The sequence below is a fragment of the Bacillus sp. FSL W8-0629 genome, assembly GCF_038593225.1.
Classification (GTDB): Bacteria; Bacillota; Bacilli; order Bacillales; family Bacillaceae; genus Bacillus; species Bacillus altitudinis.
Map to the genome: position 1 here is coordinate 2764894 of NZ_CP151975.1, position 19485 is coordinate 2784378.

Sequence of the window (19485 nt, forward strand, 5' to 3'; positions counted from 1 at the left end):
ACTCCCCTGCTCTCTGTTTATCTTTTTCGATAGATTAAGAAATAACTCGTCAGTGCGCCTACAGCTCCACCGATGCACATGCCAACAAAATATCCAATTAATGAATCTGAAGAGAAACCAACCCAGCCAAACCCTAAGACGCCAAACACGATCACCATAATTTGAATTGGGCGATCCATTATTGAATAAAGGAAGAATCGGCCATTTCGTTCAATTGGATGTTTAATAAAGCTAAACAAGCCTATAAGGTAAAATAGCAACATCATGACAATTGGAACGATGTATTCTTCACCATTGAACCAAAGCGGATATTCCTGATAAAAACTGTTAGCTGTAATATAAGTAATGGGGGAAATGGGCGTGATCAAAAAATTAAAGATTTTATCCAGCCACATCCCGCTTGTTTTAAAGATAAAATCTAAATGAAGGATTGGTAAACCAATCACTAAGTAAGGTAAAATAGCTGTACTAAATCCAACGATTGCTTGAGAAATAGCACTCCCTGTTAAAGCACCTGCTGCAAAAAACAAACTATAGATCATCAAGGCTGACAACAACGCAGAGAAATAATGACTGTTGAATCCAGGTGTCTCTATTGGCCCAAGACCTAATTTTAATAAATAAATGAGAAGGTATGAAACAGCATGAACACTTGCAATAATTCCAGCACCTAAGAAAAACTTTGTGTGAAAGATGGAACTTCTACTAAACGGCAAGGATACGGTAAAGTCCATCTGCCCTTTATTTCTTTCAAATCCTAGCTGAATCACAGCAAAAAATATTCCCATGACCCATGAAAGTGAGAGAAATGCGTCCGTCTTAAAAATATAAGTGAATGTTGTTGTATCCATTAGACATTCTCGGTTTTCTAAACAATCTTGAAAGGATGAGTATTCCATTAAAAAGGATAATGGCGTCGCAAATACCGCAACAAGCATCACTAAAATGAATGTCAGCTCAGACTGCTTCCATTCCTTATATAACAATTGCCGCTTTACCATCTGCGTTTCCCTCCAAACTTCGCAATGAATACTTCTTCTAAATTTACAGGCAGTTCATGCCAGACTTTTGGTTCAAGCGATTTCAAATACTCTTTTGCTTCTTCATCTGTTTTGAGTACAAGTGCTGTATAGAACACACCCGCTTGATCTAAAATGGCAACGCCTTTTTTTCTAATACTTAAGTTCATATCCTCTTCAAATGCCATCTGGATTTTAACGTAGTCATTCTTTAATTCGTCTAAATCCATAACACTTGTGAGCTGATTTCCTTCCAAAAACCCGATTCGGTTACACATACGCTCAATATCCTCTAAACGGTGAGATGTAATTAAAATCGTTGTTTGTCGTTCTGCTACCTCGTCAATCATCAGCTGAAGAACGTCATTTCTTGTGACTGCATCAATCCCGTCTGTCGGCTCATCTAACAAAATGACTGCTGGTTTGATGGCAAAACTTAAAATGAGGGACAGCTGTTTCTTTAAACCTGTCGACAATTCACGGTATTTCACTTTTTCCGGAATCTCATACCGGTTCACAAGCTCATTGGCATATGTCACGTCAAACTTTGGATACAGTTGTTTTAACAGCTTCACAAGCTGTCCATAATTGTACCGGTCAAAGTAGGGATTTACGACTGGCATATACACAATATTTTGCTTCACTAACGGGTGGTCTTTTACGAGTACATCTTTAAAATAAATCTCTCCTTCATCTGGAAGAAGGATTTGCTGAATCAAGCGAAGAAGTGTTGTTTTACCAGAGCCATTCCGGCCAAGCAGACCAAAGATCTCTCCTTCGCCTATCTTGAAGGAAACGTTGCTGAGTACTTCACGTCCATTTAATTTCTTTGATACATTTCTGACCTCAATCAACTTGTTTTCCTCCTTTTAGACTTGAGCTGATCTCCTCCAGCCACTCTTTGAGTTGATGAATATCAATACCGGCATAATGAGCTTCAATAATGAGTTGCTTTAATTGCTCCTTCATCTCTAACACCTTCCCTTCATTCAGCTTTAACTGTGCACCTTCTGTCACATACGTTCCACGGCCTCTTAATGTTTCAATAATTCCTTCCCGTTCAAGCTCTTTATACGCTTTGCTGACGGTGTTTGGATTCGCAATAATAATGGTGGCAAGCTCTCTCACAGAGGGCAGTTTGTCACCTGGTTTCATCACGCCTTTTAAGCACAAAATTTTTAACTGCTCAATGATTTGTTCATATATTGGTGCAGCGCTTCTTGGATCTATTTGAATCATGATGGCTCCCTCTTTTCTCATTCATGCTTTTGCAGTCCTATCGCTTGATCATGTCCTTGCATTAAAGGGACCGAGTTTGGAATAAAATCTTTTTGAACTTCAAAACCAATGAAAACGAGAACGAAAAAAAATGTACATGCTAACGCAACAGCCAGCACCATCCACTTTAAATTGATTGGTTTTTTTTCTTTTTTCATGGTTAAACACCTTTCTTCACGTTTAAGTGTCTATAGTGTATTAGTTGATGTAGTACACTTAATACAATATAGACACTTAATTGAAAAGTCAAGAGACTCTAGAAAAAAATAGGCAGACGAACCAGATAAAATTACGAAGAAGCTACTTAAAAGCTTTCGGAAGCCAGGTTTGCTTCTGGTTTAGGGTGTTCAACACGTTAATAACTTTCATAATCGCCTGAAAAAGTGCATAATAAAAGACCCCGAATATTGAGGTCTCTACAATGTTTTAATTAGATACTATTACTTTGTTTTTGGACTTGCTTTTGAACAGGATTAGCACCCACCATACTAATAAAAATATATAGCCTATAACTGTAAAGATAGACCAAACTGCACCCTGTCGCAATTGACTAAATAAGTGTTCAAATTCATTCATTCCTTCTACTCTACCAATGCTATTTATCAGGCTAATAATCGGAATTGTAACAGTAAATACAATGGTTAGAATGGACAATCCCCTATGTTTATTTTTCACAACACTGAATATTGCGGTTCCTAATGTTGCTAAGAAAAACAAGTAATATAATGCCCAAAACCAATCAGGAAGAGTCTCCAACATTTCTTCTACCCCCTTGAAGATATTTGCAATTTCTATATATAACATACTTTAACAGAATAAAAACCTATTTATCCAAAAACAACTTTGCGAAAACAGCCAAAAAATAAAAACAGACCCTTAAAAGAAGGATCTGTTCATCATTCGTTCTCGTATGAAATACCTAAAATCATTTGGTTTTGCAGACTTTGAATTTGTACACGCGTTCTGTCTAAACGTTCTCTTTGCTGATCATTGGCGACATCTTTTAACTTTTCTAATTCATTCACCGCATCCTCAAGCATGAGCTGCGCTTTTGAAAATTCTTCTACGTTATAATGTTCTTGGCGAGAGCTCAAATCAAACTGTTCGCTTGCAAACTCAAGAGTCTCAGTGCTTTTTTGGACAAATTCATCGATTGATTTTCTAGTTGCCATCTAGCCATCCCTCCATTTCATCATTGCTCTCGCCTATTTTGCCCACGTAAAGCTTTTTCACTAAAGAAAATGTTGGACAGATTCAATTGTCCTCTTTCGTGATTTTTGTTAAACTTTAAGGATGCCTATTATTATGCAAGGAGGTTACTGACTTGGATCAGCATAACCCTTTTTTATATTCAAACAGCGAGAAACGGTATCACACATGGAATTATCATTTGCGTGAGCACTTTGGTCATAAAGTATTTAAAGTCGCATTAGACGGCGGCTTTGATTGTCCAAACCGTGATGGTACTGTCGCACATGGAGGCTGCACATTTTGCAGCGCAGCAGGATCTGGTGATTTTGCAGGGAACCGGGCGGATGATCTCATCACTCAATTTAATGAAATCAAGGATCGGATGCATACAAAATGGAAAGACGGAAAATACATGGCGTATTTCCAAGCTTACACAAACACACATGCGCCGCTTCCTGTTTTAAAAGAAAAATACGAAACCGTCATGAATCTGGATGGAGTGGTTGGTTTATCGATTGCCACAAGACCTGATTGCCTGCCAGATGACGTGGTGGAATATTTAGCTGAGTTAAACGAACGGACGTATTTATGGGTTGAACTTGGTCTACAAACTGTGCATGAGCGGACAGCGATGCTCATCAACCGTGCCCATGATTATGAATGCTACGTAGAAGGTGTAGAAAAACTGCGAAAACATGGCATTCGAGTCTGTTCACATATCATCAACGGTCTTCCTCTTGAAAACCGAGATATGATGATGGAAACAGCAAAAGCTGTCGCTGATTTAGATGTGCAAGGAATTAAAATTCATCTACTTCACCTGTTAAAAGGAACACCGATGGTAAAGCAATATGAGAAAGGCAAACTAGAGTTTCTCAGCCAAGAGGAATATGTCCAGCTTGTCTGTGATCAGCTGGAGATCCTGCCCCCAGAAATGATTATTCATCGTATTACAGGCGATGGTCCCATTGAATTAATGGTAGGTCCAATGTGGAGTGTGAATAAATGGGAAGTGCTCAATGCCATTAATGCTGAGCTTGAAAGACGTAACAGCTACCAAGGTAAACGCTTCGTCAGATTGGAAGAAGCGGCAAAATGATTTTAAAACGGATGCTCCCTTTTAGTAAAGAACTGTTAGAACGTGCTTGTCAAAAAGGCGATATTGTCATTGATGCAACGATGGGGAATGGGCATGATACACGCTATTTAGCTGACCTTGTCGGGAGAGATGGACAAGTTTTCGCATTCGATGTACAGAAGGAAGCTATTGAGCAAACAAGCAAAAGACTTGGTGAGCACTATCCAAACGTTCACCTGATCCATGACGGACATGAACAACTTGCTGAGCATCTGCCAGCGGATGCTTATGGCCACATATCTGGTGCAGTGTTCAATCTTGGGTACTTACCAGGAGGCGATAAAACCGTCACGACTCAGGCCCATACGACCATTGAAGCGATCAAACAGCTCATGGATTGGCTTAAGCCTGGAGGTCTGATCGTTCTTGTGATTTACCACGGTCATCCCGAAGGAAAAAAAGAGAAGGACATCCTTCTTGATTATTGCAAAACACTCCATCACGAAGAAGTACAGGTGATATCTTATCAATACATGAATATTCAAAACGACCCGCCCTTTGTGGTAGCCATCGAAAAAAAACTCAAATCCTCTTAATGGATTTGAGTTTTATTATTTAATAAGCGTATTGGTCAATGATTTCTTCAAGCACTACTTCTAGCTCTTCTGCATCTGCAAGCTCTGATTGAGTAAAGCGGACACGTACAAGCTGTTCTCCGTCATTATACATTTCTTCCAGCCAGCCACGCAGCCCTCTTGCTCTGCGGTCAACTTCAAAAATGAGATCTAGCCCCTCTTCATCAATGAAGAAAATCACCTCTAACTCATCAAGCATTTGACGATAATAGTCGGAAGTCGGTATGAACTCAAATTCTTGAACAAAGGGAAGGCGGCGCCTAAAATAAGGTGCTTCTTCGCAGTCTGCTTCATGAAGGTGAAAGCCTAAGTTTCCAACAGCTTCAAGCACACGATTCACCCAAGGGTGTGCGTTTACAAAAATGCGGTCATGATCAAATTTATCAATACCACCTTGAATATCAAGGTCTGTCACAACAGCCACCTCTACTTTACCTACAGTCATTGGTGTATCAAGAGGAAGGTGAAACGAGAATATAAACTGCTGAGCTTCCGCAGGCTGAATCGTGAATGATTCAGTCACTCGGACAGAATGGATGGTTGTGTGTTTTCGTTGCTCTTCATCATCTTTTACAATGGTGTACCATGTTTTCAACTTTAAATCAATATAGCGAATATCTTGAGGCACTTTTCCGCCCTTCACATGGACTGTTCCCTTTACTTCTTCTCCCGGTTCATACGCATCTTTCTCCAAAATTGTATCCACTTTTGCTGCACCGATTCCTACACTTGCTGCAAACTTTTTAAAAAATGACATATTCGACCTTCCCCTTTTTTAAGTTTTTCAACAAATATACGTCATAAGGAGTAGATACGATTCATTCTATCCGTACTTTTCTCCTATTTTTCGTACACTAAGAATAATATCGGCAGCAAATAAGAGGATTGCAATCATAAAAGAACTGTACATGGTCCAAAGCGAAACAGTTCAAAACAAAAAAGCTTGTAGAAAACCATTTTCTACAAGCTGATGAGCTTACTGTATCCTTTATGAAGATTTCTTCCAAGGCATTTTCTGATAGGTTCGATAGGCTCTGCCATTGATATAGAAAAAGAACGATGTTTTCCCGCTTGATTTGATCAACCGCTTTGCCAGCTTGTTCATCTCTTTTTGAGCTGTCACTTTTTCATCAGACAAATAGACCGCAAGTAACCCTCTATTGATTAGTTTGTGAAAATTCTCGTGTGGAATGCCTTTCAGCTGTTCATCCGCTTTTTCAATAAAATGCTGTAGTCTATCCATCATCTCATGATGAGAGTTGTAGTACGAGCAAAAATTCAAATCGCCTTCCAGCCTGTCCTCTTCTTGGTCGATTAAATAGTCCAGTAAGATGTGCAGACCTTGGATATAAGGGAAATAACTTTCGTAAATTTGCTTCGCCTGCTTCTCTGTAAAATCAGGCTGCAGTGCATAAGCCACAAGACAGAAAATACCCAGCGTTGATCCTGCACATGCGGAAAACTCATACCACTCCATCTTCGGTAAATCCTTTTCATACTGGCGGAACCATGACTCTAATCGAGGTTCACGCTCATGTGGAACCACATGCTTATGTACTTGTAAATCACTATAATAATCACACAGCGTATGTAAATAGGGCTGAATGATCGGATAATGCGCTAGACGTGACAGCACATCTTGGCACGTCCTGACTAGCGCATGCAAGTACCCATGATCCTCTTGATCATCACGGAATTGATAATACGGCTTAAGCTCCGCATGAATATCGAGTGCATCTCTCATCGCTTGATGCAGCATATGAAAATCCTTTGGATCAAGTGATGTACTGCGGTCACACAAGTTATCTAAGTAATCGCTAATCGTTTGGTACGCCACAATGAATTCAATACACGTTTCCTTCGCTTCACCTGCAAGAAGAGATAAAATTCCCCCGCCTTCACAGTGAAAGGTTTTACTGGATATGCTCGCTAGTGCCTGCGTTCTCAGTTCTTCATTTTCAATCATTTCTGCATGAGCCCGCCACTTTTTTAGCTCCTGATGAACTAGCGGAAAAATATCTTTATACACCTTCGTCATCAGTGCAAAAGGACGTTCTGGTACTGACAAATCAATCCACCCCCAACTTAAGCTCACAATCAAATATATTGATCAGTAAAGGCTCTTGCCGCCTTAAACACATCTTCTCGCTCGGGCTCATTAAAAATTTCATGATAAAGCCCTTCCCATTCACGGTATGATTTATTGGTTGATTCAATGCCATTGAACCATTTCATCACTCTTGTTTTATCTACTATCTTGTCATCGCCTGCCTGCATGAGCAGAAGCGGAATCGACCGAAAGACATTCGTTGGCTGCATCGCCGCATCGATATTTTTCACCAGTTCTCGATACCAGCGAACTGACACCTTCGTCACATAAAGCGAATCATTTGAATCTGCCTCTATCACATCTTGATTCCGTGTGGCAAGTTCGATCGACAGCCCGGATTCGACTTTAAAAGACGGCGCCAGCACATTTAGCCCTTTTGACGCAAAATCCATCAGCTTCTTCGGTTTAAATTGCAGACCTAAACAAGGTGATGATAAAATAAGGCCATCAATCTTCGTATGGGTATACTGCTTGAACCATTCAATCGAAATCAGTCCCCCCATACTATGTCCAAGTAAAAATGTCGGAAGTCTGAACGACTTCGCATGTTCAATCCATTCATCCACTGTATCAATGTATTCTTGAAAAGAACGAATGTGGCCTCTCGCACGTGTCGATGTCCCTTGCCCAGGCAGGTCACCCATGACGACGTGATAGCCTGCATTTCGCCACATTTCGATCAGCCATTTATATCGGCCATGATATTCACTAGCACCATGTACAATGACAATTGTACCAACCGGTCTTTCAGCATGCCAAGTCCACAAAGTAAACACCTCACAAATGTTGTATTAAGAAAGGAAGTCGAAAAAGTGATTTATCCATATCATCAGTTTACACCTGAGATTCATGAATCGGTCTTTGTTGCAGAAAACGCCACCATTACAGGTGATGTCACAATTGGAGAATATTCAAGCGTTTGGTTCCAAACGGTCATTAGAGGCGATGTAGCTCCTGTCAGAATTGGAAAAAACGTCAACATTCAAGACTTATCCTGTCTGCATCAAAGTCCTGGAAAAACACTTCTTATTGAAGATGGTGCTACCATTGGACACCAAGTCACATTACATAGCTCTATCATTCGAAAAAATGCCCTCATTGGAATGGGATCCATCATTCTCGATGGTGCGGAAATTGGCGAAGGAGCCTTTATTGGTGCAGGTAGCCTTGTCCCGCAAGGAAAAGTCATCCCAAAAGGTTCACTCGCTTTTGGCCGTCCAGCCAAAGTCGTTCGCCAGTTAACAGATGAAGATATCCAAGACATGGATCGTATCCGCAGAGAATATGTAGAAAAAGGACAATACTATCGTTCCCTTTTATCGCGTTAACATCATACATGTATCTTCACTTTATCATGTTTTTTTCAGGATATTAAGCAATAACTGTGTACCGCTTGTTATTTTACCCTTTTCCACCACTTTCTATCATGACAAAAAAGGTTTTCAGCACAAAGCTGAAAACCTTTTTCATTAGCTAAAAATAACTTCTTTCGGCTGGTGATTCAACTGCTCTGGATCAATGCTGCGCTCTACATAGATGCTATGCCAGATCATAAAGATCAGGACAGTCCAAATCTTACGACTATGATCTGCTTTTCCAGCACAATGATCATTTAATAAATCAAGAACATATGCCTTGTTAATGTATTCATCTGTCTGACTGTTTTTAATGATATCTTTCGCCCAAGCGTTCATCTCATTTTTCAGCCAATGACGAATTGGCACAGGGAAACCTAGTTTTTTACGGTTTAACACATGGTCTGGTACAATGCCTTCTGCTGCTTTACGCAATAAATATTTCGTTGTACCGTCTTTCGTTTTCAGCTCTTCTGGAATTTTAGAAGCTGCTTCAAATACGACCTTATCAAGGAATGGAACACGAAGCTCAAGAGAATTCGCCATTGTCATCTTATCTGCTTTCAGCAGGATATCCCCGCGCATCCACGTATGGATATCAACATATTGCATTTTGTTAATATCACTGTAGCCTGCACTTTCTTCGAAGTATGTTTTCGTCACGTCACGATACGTGATGTTCGGATCATACTGCTTTAAGAGGTTTTTCTTCACTGGCTCTTCAAAGATTTTCGCATTGCCGATATAACGTTCCTCTAATGGCGTACAGCCGCGAACGATAAAGCTTTTCCCTTTCATTCCTTCTGGCATTAAACGAGCCAGACGAAGAAGAAGCTTTTTCAGCATGGATGGTACAGATTCAAAAGGCTTTAGAGATAGCGGCTCACGGTAAATATTATATCCACCGAACAGCTCGTCTGCTCCCTCACCTGAAAGAACAACTGTGACTTGTTTTTTCGCTTCTTTTGCCACGAAATACAATGGAATCGCCGCTGGATCAGCCAAAGGATCATCTAAATGCCAGACGATCTTCGGAAGCTCATTCATATATTCCTCAGGAGAAATCACAGCACTAAAGTTTTGCAATCCCAGCTTATCAGCTGTTTCTTTTGCTACATCTACCTCACTGAATCCATCCTGCTGGAAACCAACAGAGAATGTCTTCAGTTCAGGGTGAAATTCCTTTGCGACCGACACGATGAAAGAAGAATCGATACCACCTGATAGGAATGAACCAACAGGCACATCACTTCTCATGTGGACTTTTACAGAATCATAGATAGCATCACGTACTTCTTCTACTAATTTCTGCTCTTGTGTTTGTTCAGGTTTGAATTGAACTTTCCAGTAAGTCTTAAATGCAATGTCTTGGCCTGGACGCAGTGTAAACTGATGACCTGGCTCGACTTTGTGCACTTTTTGATCAAGTGTATTTGGCTCAGGAACGAACTGAAAAGACATGTACTGCTGCAAAGCAGTCTCATCAAATAAAATGTTCTCATTCACAGCCATTAAGCTTTTGCGTTCAGAAGCAAAGTACACTTGGTCATCCATTTGTGTAAAATAAAGCGGTTTAATGCCGAAAGGATCTCTTGCGCCATATAATAACTGCGCTTCTTTATCCCAAATTAAAAATGCAAACATCCCGCGAAGCTTCGATGCCGCTTCTTCTTTATAGTGGCGATATGTGGCAAGAAGGACTTCCGTATCAGAATCTGTGCTGAACGTATAGCCTTTTTTCACAAGCTCTTCTTTCAGCTCCACATAGTTATAAATTTCTCCGTTGAAAATAATCCAATATTTTTCATCTTCATAAGAAAGCGGCTGCTTTCCGTGTTCAACATCTATAATACTTAAACGTCTAAATCCAAATCCTACATGCTCATCATGAAAGTACCCCTCATCATCCGGACCTCGATGAACGATGAGACGATTCATTTGCTTAATTAACTCTTCCTGCTCAGTAGTTTCGGACAATGGACGGTGATTAAATACACCAACAAACCCACACATATTATTGCCTCCACGTTATGTTATTTCTTAAAAGTAGACCTATAATTAGACAGTATTTTGTCCAATTTTGTTTCACATTTTTACGCTTTTTGTAGAATTTTTTTTAATCAAAAGGAAAACCGCTTAAAATAAGCGGTTTTGTATGTTGTTATTCTCCTAATGCTTCCTTGCGAAGCGTGTCGGCTTTATCCGTTTTTTCCCATGGAAGATCCAAGTCATGACGGCCAAAGTGTCCGTATGCAGCGGTTTGTTTATAGATCGGACGACGTAAGTCAAGCATTTTAATAATGCCAGCTGGACGAAGATCAAAGTTTGCACGTACCACTTCAATTAATTTCTCTTCAGAGGCTTTTCCTGTTCCAAATGTATCAATTGAAATGGAGACAGGCTGTGCAACACCAATTGCATAAGCAAGCTGCACTTCACATGAATCTGCAAGACCAGCTGCTACGATGTTTTTCGCTACATAGCGAGCCGCATATGCTGCCGAACGGTCAACCTTCGTTGCATCCTTACCAGAGAAAGCACCGCCACCGTGACGAGCATACCCGCCATAAGTATCAACGATGATTTTACGTCCAGTTAAACCAGCATCCCCTTGAGGTCCACCGATAACAAAGCGGCCTGTTGGGTTGATGAAGTATTTTGTTTCTTCATCGATCAGTTCACTTGGAACGACAGGGCGGATGACATGCTCTTTTAAGTCGCTTTGAATTTGTTCAAGCGTCACTTCTGGTGCATGCTGTGTAGAAATAACCACCGTATCAATACGAACTGGTTTGTTTTGTTCATCATATTCAACTGTTACTTGAGTTTTTCCGTCTGGACGAAGGTATGCAAGTGTTTCATTCTTGCGTACTTCTGTTAAACGGCGAGATAATTTATGTGCAAGAGAAATCGGCAGTGGCATAAGCTCTTCAGTTTCGTTGTTTGCAAAACCAAACATCAAACCTTGGTCACCTGCACCGATCGCATCAATTTCTTCTTCAGTCATTGTTCCTTCACGTGCTTCAAGCGCTTTGTCTACACCTTGCGCAATATCAGCAGACTGTTCATCAATTGATGTAAGAACCGCACATGTTTCCGCATCAAAACCATATTTCGCACGTGTGTAGCCAATTTCCTTAATCGTGTCACGCACCGTCTTTGGAATGTCGACATAAGTAGACGTTGTAATCTCACCGCTTACTAATACGAGACCGGTTGTTACAGAAGTTTCACAGGCAACACGTGCATTTGGATCTTTCTTTAAAATTTCATCCAAAATGCTGTCTGAAATTTGATCACAGATTTTATCTGGATGTCCTTCGGTCACTGATTCTGAAGTAAATAAACGACGATTTTGACTCATAATGGCTATTTCCTCCTGTACAAGACCACATCATCCCAAGATGAGGCCTCCAATATGATACGGAACTCGTTCCCTCTTATATTTCAACATGTTTATATTAGAGATGTTATTGGCAATTTGTTCATATGATATCCCAAAAATAAAAAAACCATTTCCTTCATTGCGAGGAAAGGGTCTGAGATCGCATGCCTTTCACTCTTATCGCTCAAGGTGTTCTTGTACCTTGCATCAGGTTAGCACCTTGGTTTCTCAGCATGTTCATGCCTTTTTCATAAGAAACCGGTTGCTGGGCTTCATCGGGCCTGTCCCTCCACCAACTCGGGATAAGAGTATCCGTTCAATAAGATATCTTATCTTAAACCCTTGCGTCATGTCAATGGTTCATAGGAATTATCTCCCCTTTTTTTCACCTCATCATTAGCATCACCAAAAAGCATATTTTCATAGCAGAAATGAAAAAACACACACAAAAATGTTTAAATAGTATAGACTATTATTATCAATGTGTTATACTAATCAAAACAAACAAATTCAACGGTAAAGGAAGGGTTTTTTTATGAACTCAGTGGATTTAAAAGAAGATTTGCAGTCATTGCTCTCATTAGAAAATACGCACCAAAATTTATCTGTTCCGAAACTTGTTGAAAAGATTTTGGCACGTAATGAAGGCGTTTTAACTTCAACTGGTGCTGTGCGCGCCACAACGGGTGCCTACACTGGACGTTCGCCTAAAGATAAATTCATCGTAAAAGAAGAAAACTCTGAACATAAAATTGATTGGGGTCAAGTGAATCAACCGATCTCGAAAGAGGCATTTGATCGTTTATATACAAAGGTTGTGTCATACTTAAAAGAACGTGATGAACTATTTGTCTTTGATGGCTTTGCAGGTGCTGACGAAAAATACCGTATGCCAATTACAGTTGTAAATGAATTCGCTTGGCACAATCTCTTTGCAAAGCAGCTATTCATCAGACCTGATGGATCAACACCATCATCAAACGAAAAACCTTTCACCATCTTATCTGCACCTCACTTTAAAGCAGATCCTGAAACAGATGGCACAAACTCTGAAACGTTTATTATCGTTTCTTTTGAAAAACGGACGATTCTGATCGGTGGAACAGAATATGCAGGAGAGATGAAAAAATCCATTTTCTCTGTTATGAACTACCTGCTTCCTGAACAAGATATTTTATCAATGCACTGCTCTGCTAACGTCGGTCAAGAAGGCGATGTTGCTTTATTTTTCGGCCTTTCAGGTACTGGAAAAACGACGCTTTCTGCAAGTGCAAGCCGCAAGCTGATTGGAGACGATGAGCACGGTTGGTCTAACACAGGTGTCTTCAATATTGAAGGCGGATGCTATGCAAAATGTGTGAACTTAAGTGAAGAAAAAGAACCACAAATTTACAAAGCCATCAGCTTCGGATCAGTGCTTGAAAATGTAGTACTTGATGAAGAAACACGTGAAGCAGATTATGATGACACATTCTTTACTGAAAATACACGTGCGGCTTACCCAATCGAAATGATTGATAACATCGTGAAACCAAGTATTGCAGGTCACCCATCTGCCATCGTCTTTTTAACAGCTGATGCATTCGGCGTTTTACCTCCAATCAGCCGTTTAACGAAAGAACAGGCGATGTACCACTTCTTGAGCGGTTACACAAGTAAATTAGCGGGAACTGAGCGTGGTGTGACGTCACCAGAAACAACGTTCTCTACTTGCTTTGGTTCACCATTCTTGCCACTTCCTGCTCATGTCTATGCTGAAATGCTTGGTAAAAAAATCGATGAGCACGGCGCAAAAGTATTCCTTGTGAATACAGGCTGGACTGGCGGCGGCTACGGTACGGGCAAACGAATGAATCTTGCTCATACAAGAGCAATGGTGCAGGCAGCGATCGAAGGCGATCTTGACAACGCTGAAATGATCACTGACGACATCTTCGGATTACACATCCCGCTTCATATTCCAGGAGTGCCAGATGAAGTGCTTCAGCCTGCTAAAACATGGGACGATCAAGAGGCTTACAAAGAAAAAGCAAACTTCCTTGCAAATGAATTTAAAAAGAACTTCAAAAAATTCAGCCATGCAGCAAGTGATATTGAAGCAAAAGGCGGACCACTCGTCTAATCAAAAGGAAAAAGCTGAGGGAATGAATCCCTCAGCTTTTTTAGTTCGTTGAATGTAATGACACAAGACGGTACGTCACCTTCGTGATATTGTCTGTGAGCTCCAGCTTTTCAACATGTGCTGTTCCCGTTTTTTCTCCGTCTTTCGTTTTACGCACCTCAAGCGGAATATTTAATGGATAAATGCGGTACCCTTCCTTCATGAGCTCAAACACATTTTCTTCAATTCTTGTCTCTTTTCCTTTTGTGACAATCATTGTATTAAATTCAACAGGCATTCCCATAATGAAAATCCCCCTACTTTCTATATTTCTTTCTACCGTTTATTTTACCACATTTCCGCCTTTTCGGCTGTGCATCCATGTCGTCAGCCGTCTGACAATCTCCCGGTTATGCTGTGGCGGGAAATAATGATGATATCCGTGAAAATACCATGTTTCCACAGACTTGCCATGCTGACGCAGTGCATCTTCTAATAAATACGCATGCTCAATGGATACATTCTCATCCAGCTCCCCATGAATGATTAGGACAGGTGCTTCAATTTGGTGCACATGATTCAAAGGCGTTCTAGCCTCATATGCTTCTGGTACCTTATGCGGAGGACCTCCTATCACACGCTTCATCATTCTTCTCATATCCACACGTTCTTCATAGGTGAGCTTCATATCACTTACGCCTCCCCATGTCACAAAGGAAGCGGCCTCATGCTTCATTTCAACAGCGGTCCATATGCCCATAATTCCGCCGCGGGAAAAACCAAAGATATGAATGCGCTCCTGCTTCACCTTTTGATGATGTTTTAACAGCTGAAATGCAGCAAATGCATCTTTCCGATCTTCTCCGGCAAAATCCTCGTTCCCTTCGCCTCCTTGATTCCCTCGGTAGAAGGGCGCAAAGACGACAAACCCTTGCGCAGCAAATTGCACAATTCGGCCAGGTCTAACCATTCCCACATTTTTAATGCCGCCCCGTAAATATAAAAAACCGTCATAGAGACCTTCTCCTGCCGGTTCAGCGAGCAGCCCCTTCATCCGAAGTCCATCGGCCTCATATGTCACTGTATATAAGTGAATATGCGGATGTGGCGACGGGAACCTTCTCTTTTCCACAATCACTTGAATTCTCTCCTTTTCATTCGGTGTTACGTCAAATGCTTGATAATGGCCTCTGCGACGAGCTGTCCTGATTTTGTCACCATCGGAGTGCCGCCGCCTGGATGACTTGTGCCGCCAACAAACCAAAGTCCTTCAATATCCTTTGATTGATTATTGATGCGAAAAAATGCCTGCTTGAATGAGTTTGACGACATACCATAAATGGACCCATGATACGCTCCCGTTTTTTGCTGCAAATCAAGCGGGGTTTGTACCGCTTCAAATTCTACAAGCTGGTCAAGATCAAAGAGACCCTTTTCCTTTAGTTTTGTTTTCATATGCTGGCCATATGTCTCCTTTAGCATGTCCCAATTTTGCTCTTTTGTCACATATGGCGCATTGGCTAATACAAACAAGTTACTTCTTCCTGGCCCTCCGCTTAAAGCTGGCTCTGAATGACCTGAATAACAGATGTAAAGCGTCGGATCATGAGGAAGCTGTTTTTTCTGAAAAATATCCTTGAATTCTTGTTCATAATTCGCTGGAAAAAACACGTTGTGATGAGACAATTGTTCATAGACTTTAGGGACGCCCAACAAAAGAACAAAACCTGATAACGATGGCTCAATGTTTGCTAGTTTTTGATTTCCAAAGCTCGGGCGGTCTTCTTCATCAATTAATTGGCGATAAACAGTCAGTGCATCTGCCCCCGCAATGACTTGATCTGCTTCATATATCTGCTGATCCGTTTCAACTCCTTGGATCCGCTTATTCTTTACATGAATCTTTTTGACTGGTTCATTGAGAAGAATTTGGACACCCAATTCCTTTGCCAATGTCTCAAATGCCTCAACTAAACGATATGTACCGCCCTTGATACCATAAATGCCTTTTTCTCCTTCTAAATAAGCCATCATATTAAAAATAGCAGGTGCCTCGTATGGAGAAGAGCCAATGTAAGTCGCATACCGGCCAAACATCGCCAATGTATGAGGATGACGAAAATATTGACGCAGCAAGCGCTGAACAGATGTAAAAGGTTTGACAGCAAGAAGGGCTTTCATTAGCTTGACATCCGCTTTATCCTTCCAGGTCAATAATAAACGATTTAAAAACTGATCCTCTGCCATTTGAAAAAGCTTCTTCGATTCCTGTAAAAATGCCCGGTATTGCTGTGCATCCTCTGGACTAAAAACTGCAATTTGTGATTCCATTTGCTCAATATCTGGCGTAAACTCGACCGTATGTCCATCTGAAAAAACATTTTTAGTAAGGGGAAAAATCGGATAAAACGTCACATAATCCTCCATTCGTCTATGACAGGAGGTAAATACTTCCTCAAAATACGCCTTCATTGTAATGGTACTCGGTCCTAAATCAAAAGAGTAGCCAGACGCTTGATGGCGTTGTAATTTTCCGCCTAAAGAAGCTTCTTTTTCTAAAATGGTGACCTGGAAACCGCGTGACTGTAAGCGAATCGCAGCCGATAATCCGCCAAGTCCGCCGCCAATAATGATCACTTTTTTCATTCGTACCTTCTTCCTTTCCATTCATAGCCTTCTTTTTTCAGCCCAATTTTCATAGAAGCAAAACCAATGGCAATCAGGCTCATGATACTGACAGGCAATAAAAAGGCCATCGTAGACGTTCTTCCATTTTCGATATCAATGACCGCTTTAATGGATACACCCAGCCCGTAGCAAAGAAGGGCTAAACAGAGATTGACCACATCAAAATGAATCAGTGCGATCATAAAGCAAATAACAGGAACTACATAAAGGACGGAGTATAAACAAAAGACACTGCTTAACAAAGCAATGTTTCGATTCACTCCCGGGAACAAATTTTTCCGATATCCTTCCCATACTTCCTGTCCACTCTCATACATTCTCATGTAGACAAAAGAATGAATACTTGCCAGTGTGAACGGAAAGCCCTTCTCTTTCACTCGTTTAGCCAAAGCCATATCATCCACAAGAGAATCCTTGATCGCTTCATGACCACCTATTTCGTAATAACAGTTCTTTTCAATGGCAATAAAGCCGCCATGTGCTGCGGCAAAAGCAGGATGTTGAGATGTTCTGACCCACTTCACTGGCAGATGACAGCCAATCGTAAACATCATCATAGGAACGACAAGATGCTCAAAAGGTGTTCCCGTTTTTTGCTCTGGGAAACCTGAAAGCATGCCCGTTTTTTGTATGCATAACTGCTTGTACACCGCTTCAATAGCTCCTTGTTTTAAGCGGACATCTGCATCTAAAAATAACAGCCAATCAGAAGATGCTGCCTCAGCAAGCTGGGAACAAGCATATGATTTTCCAAGCCAGCCGCGCTTCAATACTTGACCTGACTGCACGCGAATCCATGGATATGTCTCTGCGAAGCCCTCTGCAATCATTCTCGTTTGATCTGTCGAGTGATCATCCAGCACGATCAACTCTTTCGGATGGAGACGCTGATCAACAATCGACTGAAGGCAGGCTTCCAGCCGTTTTTCTTCATTTCTCGCTGGAATGAGGATCGATAATGAAATGGGTTCATCAGGTGAAAGAGATGCTGGCTTGAGTACAGGAAATTGCTTCATATTCCAAATCGTAAACATCAATTGGCAGAGCAGCAAAACACTGATGACAATTAAGAAGACCGCCATGTTTTCACCCACTTTTTAAAGGAATCAAACGCATCACTAGTTGACCGGCTTGTCCTTGTCACCTGCCTAAAATGTTCGTTTGTTGAAAAATCTGGATCAGCAATAACCTGTGCTTGATGTGCGTTTAACTGTGTTTCAAGCAGGTCTCCGAGTAAACTTGTTACTTCCTTACTCCGAAGTGATCCGGCAGCTACTAGGACACCTTCTCCAAACTCAACCGATACCGTTGGTTTTTGAAATTGATTAAATGTATAATGCAGCGTCACAGGTTTGATGACGACCTGCTCAAATTGCCTGACTAAAAAAGAAGCTCCGCCTTCCAGTTCAAGCGGCCTTATGTCTTGGTGCATAATTTTCCCCTGCGGGAAGAGCCACACAGCCCCGCCAGCCTCCATCTTCTCCTTTGCGGTCATTAATGCCTGCTTGACACTTTTCAGCTTCTCTTTATGAACTGGAAATGCACCAAGTTTTTGAAAAAAAGCATATTGCTTCAACTGCTTCTCTTCCATCATCATGGCATGATCCAGCTCAGACATTTGTTCTATTAAAAGAAAAATGATCAGTCCATCCCACCATGAACTGTGATTAGCAAGATAAAGAACAGGATGCTTCTCCTTTGGGTCAACCGTACCTTTCATCATGACACAGCGAAAATGTTTGTTCAGTAAATATCGTTCAAGATAAAAATAAAAGAGTCGTCTAAACGATCGGTTTTTGTCGCTTTCTTTCAAATCGAACCCTTCCTTCACACAAGATGACAATGATCAGTGCTAAATAAAAAATGACATCCAGCCCGCCCTTTAATGCTAAAAGACCAAAGAAGAACACCATGGCCTGATAAATACGCCCATTCCAGCGCAATGCCTGCTGATCAATTGATACGAGCGGGAACAGAAATGAAAGTCCTGCTCCAATGATACCCCAGCTGACAAAATTCTCAAAAGGGATACCAAAGAAACCTCCGCCGTCATACCACACCCAAAACTTTCGTTCAGCCGCTACCGGATCTAATATGAGATCAAGCAGTACAATCCATATACCCGTTTCGACGGCTCGTTTCCACTTCGATTGTTGTCTTGATAAAAAAAGACTATTTAAAAACACACCAACCCATGCAAAAGCGATCGTCAAAGGCACTCCCGCCACAAGAAATCCAAGTGTCGGATAATAATCATAGGCCCCAAATGGAAAATCAGTTGTGATCCCCACCCATTCAACTGTAAACGTCAACACACCCACAATGGCTGCTCTGACGATCACAAAGCTCCATGCCCCGTAAATATTTCGGCCAATCTCAATGACGCAGCAGGCGTAAAGCACAAGAAAGATACCATTCGCAAACTGAAGCCATGCCGGCACTTCAAAAAAGACCATTAAAATAAGACCTACTACATACCAACCAACAAATACCCAACTCAATCTATACACGAAACCGCTCCTTTATTTCTGCCAAATTCAAGAAAGCATTCATGCTTCTAGTATAGAAAAAAAGACACGTTCTATAAATAAACAATGCGCTTCTTATTTCATCTAGGCACTCACCAAAAATCCCTTTTGACATAC

At 41.1% G+C, this 19485-nt stretch carries 21 protein-coding genes and 1 riboswitch; of the genes, 4 read left to right on the top strand and 17 right to left on the bottom strand.

The genetic code is table 11. The features are described from left to right. Window positions 1–17 precede the first annotated feature (17 nt). The 6 genes from NSQ17_RS14270 to NSQ17_RS14295 all read right to left on the bottom strand — a co-directional run bounded on the left by NSQ17_RS14270 (window position 18) and on the right by NSQ17_RS14295 (window position 3469). Entirely contained in the window at window positions 18–1001 is a 984-nt protein-coding gene (locus tag NSQ17_RS14270; protein ID WP_047945254.1) for an ABC transporter ATP-binding protein, read from the bottom strand. Beyond that, a complete protein-coding gene (locus NSQ17_RS14275) occupies window positions 995–1873 on the bottom strand; it encodes an ABC transporter ATP-binding protein (protein ID WP_007501894.1) in 879 nt (292 codons plus the stop codon). Before NSQ17_RS14275 ends, NSQ17_RS14270 begins: the two co-directional genes overlap by 7 nt. Further along, the gene (locus tag NSQ17_RS14280) at window positions 1866–2258 is read right to left on the bottom strand and encodes a GntR family transcriptional regulator (RefSeq protein ID WP_342467541.1); all 393 of its coding nucleotides are present in this window, start codon (window positions 2256–2258) and stop codon (window positions 1866–1868) included. Before NSQ17_RS14280 ends, NSQ17_RS14275 begins: the two co-directional genes overlap by 8 nt. A gap of 17 nt (window positions 2259–2275) precedes the next feature. Continuing rightward, window positions 2276–2455, bottom strand: a complete 180-nt coding sequence (locus tag NSQ17_RS14285) for a hypothetical protein (RefSeq protein ID WP_008342991.1) — start codon at window positions 2453–2455, stop codon at window positions 2276–2278. 268 nt (window positions 2456–2723) lie between these two features. Then, window positions 2724–3056: a hypothetical protein gene (locus NSQ17_RS14290; protein ID WP_061419967.1), complete on the bottom strand. Its 333-nt coding sequence runs from the start codon at window positions 3054–3056 to the stop codon at window positions 2724–2726. Window positions 3057–3193: 137 nt separating this feature from the next. Next, complete coding sequence (locus NSQ17_RS14295) at window positions 3194–3469, bottom strand: YtzC family protein (RefSeq protein ID WP_017367895.1); 276 nt, start codon at window positions 3467–3469, stop codon at window positions 3194–3196. A 152-nt stretch (window positions 3470–3621) separates the two neighbouring features. Here NSQ17_RS14295 and NSQ17_RS14300 point away from each other — a divergent pair, with 152 nt between their 5' ends. After that, entirely contained in the window at window positions 3622–4587 is a 966-nt protein-coding gene (locus NSQ17_RS14300) for a TIGR01212 family radical SAM protein (RefSeq protein ID WP_017358356.1), read from the top strand. Next, a complete protein-coding gene (locus tag NSQ17_RS14305) occupies window positions 4584–5162 on the top strand; it encodes a class I SAM-dependent methyltransferase (protein WP_017367896.1) in 579 nt (192 codons plus the stop codon). Before NSQ17_RS14300 ends, NSQ17_RS14305 begins: the two co-directional genes overlap by 4 nt. Window positions 5163–5181: 19 nt before the next feature. Here NSQ17_RS14305 and NSQ17_RS14310 read toward each other — a convergent pair whose 3' ends face one another. From NSQ17_RS14310 to NSQ17_RS14320, 3 genes are all read right to left on the bottom strand, one after another. Then, entirely contained in the window at window positions 5182–5958 is a 777-nt protein-coding gene (locus NSQ17_RS14310) for a sporulation protein (RefSeq protein ID WP_342467542.1), read from the bottom strand. Between the two features lie 231 nt (window positions 5959–6189). Next, the gene (locus tag NSQ17_RS14315) at window positions 6190–7269 is read right to left on the bottom strand and encodes a tetraprenyl-beta-curcumene synthase family protein (RefSeq protein ID WP_041507625.1); all 1080 of its coding nucleotides are present in this window, start codon (window positions 7267–7269) and stop codon (window positions 6190–6192) included. 29 nt (window positions 7270–7298) lie between these two features. Beyond that, the gene (locus tag NSQ17_RS14320; RefSeq protein ID WP_019743683.1) at window positions 7299–8078 is read right to left on the bottom strand and encodes an alpha/beta hydrolase; all 780 of its coding nucleotides are present in this window, start codon (window positions 8076–8078) and stop codon (window positions 7299–7301) included. A gap of 45 nt (window positions 8079–8123) precedes the next feature. On the opposite strand from NSQ17_RS14320, the gene NSQ17_RS14325 reads away from it, so the two are divergent. Next, the gene (locus NSQ17_RS14325; protein ID WP_008342977.1) at window positions 8124–8639 is read left to right on the top strand and encodes a gamma carbonic anhydrase family protein; all 516 of its coding nucleotides are present in this window, start codon (window positions 8124–8126) and stop codon (window positions 8637–8639) included. A gap of 141 nt (window positions 8640–8780) precedes the next feature. On the opposite strand, the gene asnB is transcribed toward NSQ17_RS14325, so the two are convergent. Then, on the bottom strand, window positions 8781–10679 hold the full coding sequence (gene asnB, locus NSQ17_RS14330; RefSeq protein WP_008342976.1) for an asparagine synthase (glutamine-hydrolyzing): 1899 nt from the start codon (window positions 10677–10679) through the stop codon (window positions 8781–8783). Window positions 10680–10827: 148 nt separating this feature from the next. Continuing rightward, on the bottom strand, window positions 10828–12030 hold the full coding sequence (gene metK / locus NSQ17_RS14335; RefSeq protein WP_008342973.1) for a methionine adenosyltransferase: 1203 nt from the start codon (window positions 12028–12030) through the stop codon (window positions 10828–10830). 195 nt (window positions 12031–12225) lie between these two features. Next, a riboswitch (SAM riboswitch) is annotated at window positions 12226–12360 on the bottom strand. A 226-nt stretch (window positions 12361–12586) separates the two neighbouring features. On the opposite strand from metK, the gene pckA reads away from it, so the two are divergent. After that, on the top strand, window positions 12587–14173 hold the full coding sequence (gene pckA / locus NSQ17_RS14340) for a phosphoenolpyruvate carboxykinase (ATP) (RefSeq protein WP_007501908.1): 1587 nt from the start codon (window positions 12587–12589) through the stop codon (window positions 14171–14173). Between the two features lie 40 nt (window positions 14174–14213). Here the strand turns inward: pckA and NSQ17_RS14345 are convergent, their stop codons facing one another. The 6 genes from NSQ17_RS14345 to NSQ17_RS14370 are packed head-to-tail and all read right to left on the bottom strand — an operon-like array spanning window position 14214 to window position 19350. Continuing rightward, entirely contained in the window at window positions 14214–14456 is a 243-nt protein-coding gene (locus NSQ17_RS14345) for a DUF2584 domain-containing protein (RefSeq protein WP_017358362.1), read from the bottom strand. A 39-nt stretch (window positions 14457–14495) separates the two neighbouring features. Then, window positions 14496–15290, bottom strand: a complete 795-nt coding sequence (locus NSQ17_RS14350; protein WP_017367901.1) for a prolyl oligopeptidase family serine peptidase — start codon at window positions 15288–15290, stop codon at window positions 14496–14498. A gap of 26 nt (window positions 15291–15316) precedes the next feature. Next, window positions 15317–16798, bottom strand: a complete 1482-nt coding sequence (crtI, locus tag NSQ17_RS14355) for a phytoene desaturase family protein (protein ID WP_342467543.1) — start codon at window positions 16796–16798, stop codon at window positions 15317–15319. Continuing rightward, the gene (locus NSQ17_RS14360; protein ID WP_342467544.1) at window positions 16795–17922 is read right to left on the bottom strand and encodes a glycosyltransferase; all 1128 of its coding nucleotides are present in this window, start codon (window positions 17920–17922) and stop codon (window positions 16795–16797) included. The genes crtI and NSQ17_RS14360 overlap by 4 nt, the downstream gene beginning before the upstream one ends. Continuing rightward, the gene (locus NSQ17_RS14365; RefSeq protein WP_203143570.1) at window positions 17907–18653 is read right to left on the bottom strand and encodes a lysophospholipid acyltransferase family protein; all 747 of its coding nucleotides are present in this window, start codon (window positions 18651–18653) and stop codon (window positions 17907–17909) included. The genes NSQ17_RS14360 and NSQ17_RS14365 overlap by 16 nt, the downstream gene beginning before the upstream one ends. Beyond that, entirely contained in the window at window positions 18622–19350 is a 729-nt protein-coding gene (locus tag NSQ17_RS14370; protein WP_017358367.1) for a carotenoid biosynthesis protein, read from the bottom strand. The genes NSQ17_RS14365 and NSQ17_RS14370 overlap by 32 nt, the downstream gene beginning before the upstream one ends. Window positions 19351–19485: the final 135 nt, after the last annotated feature.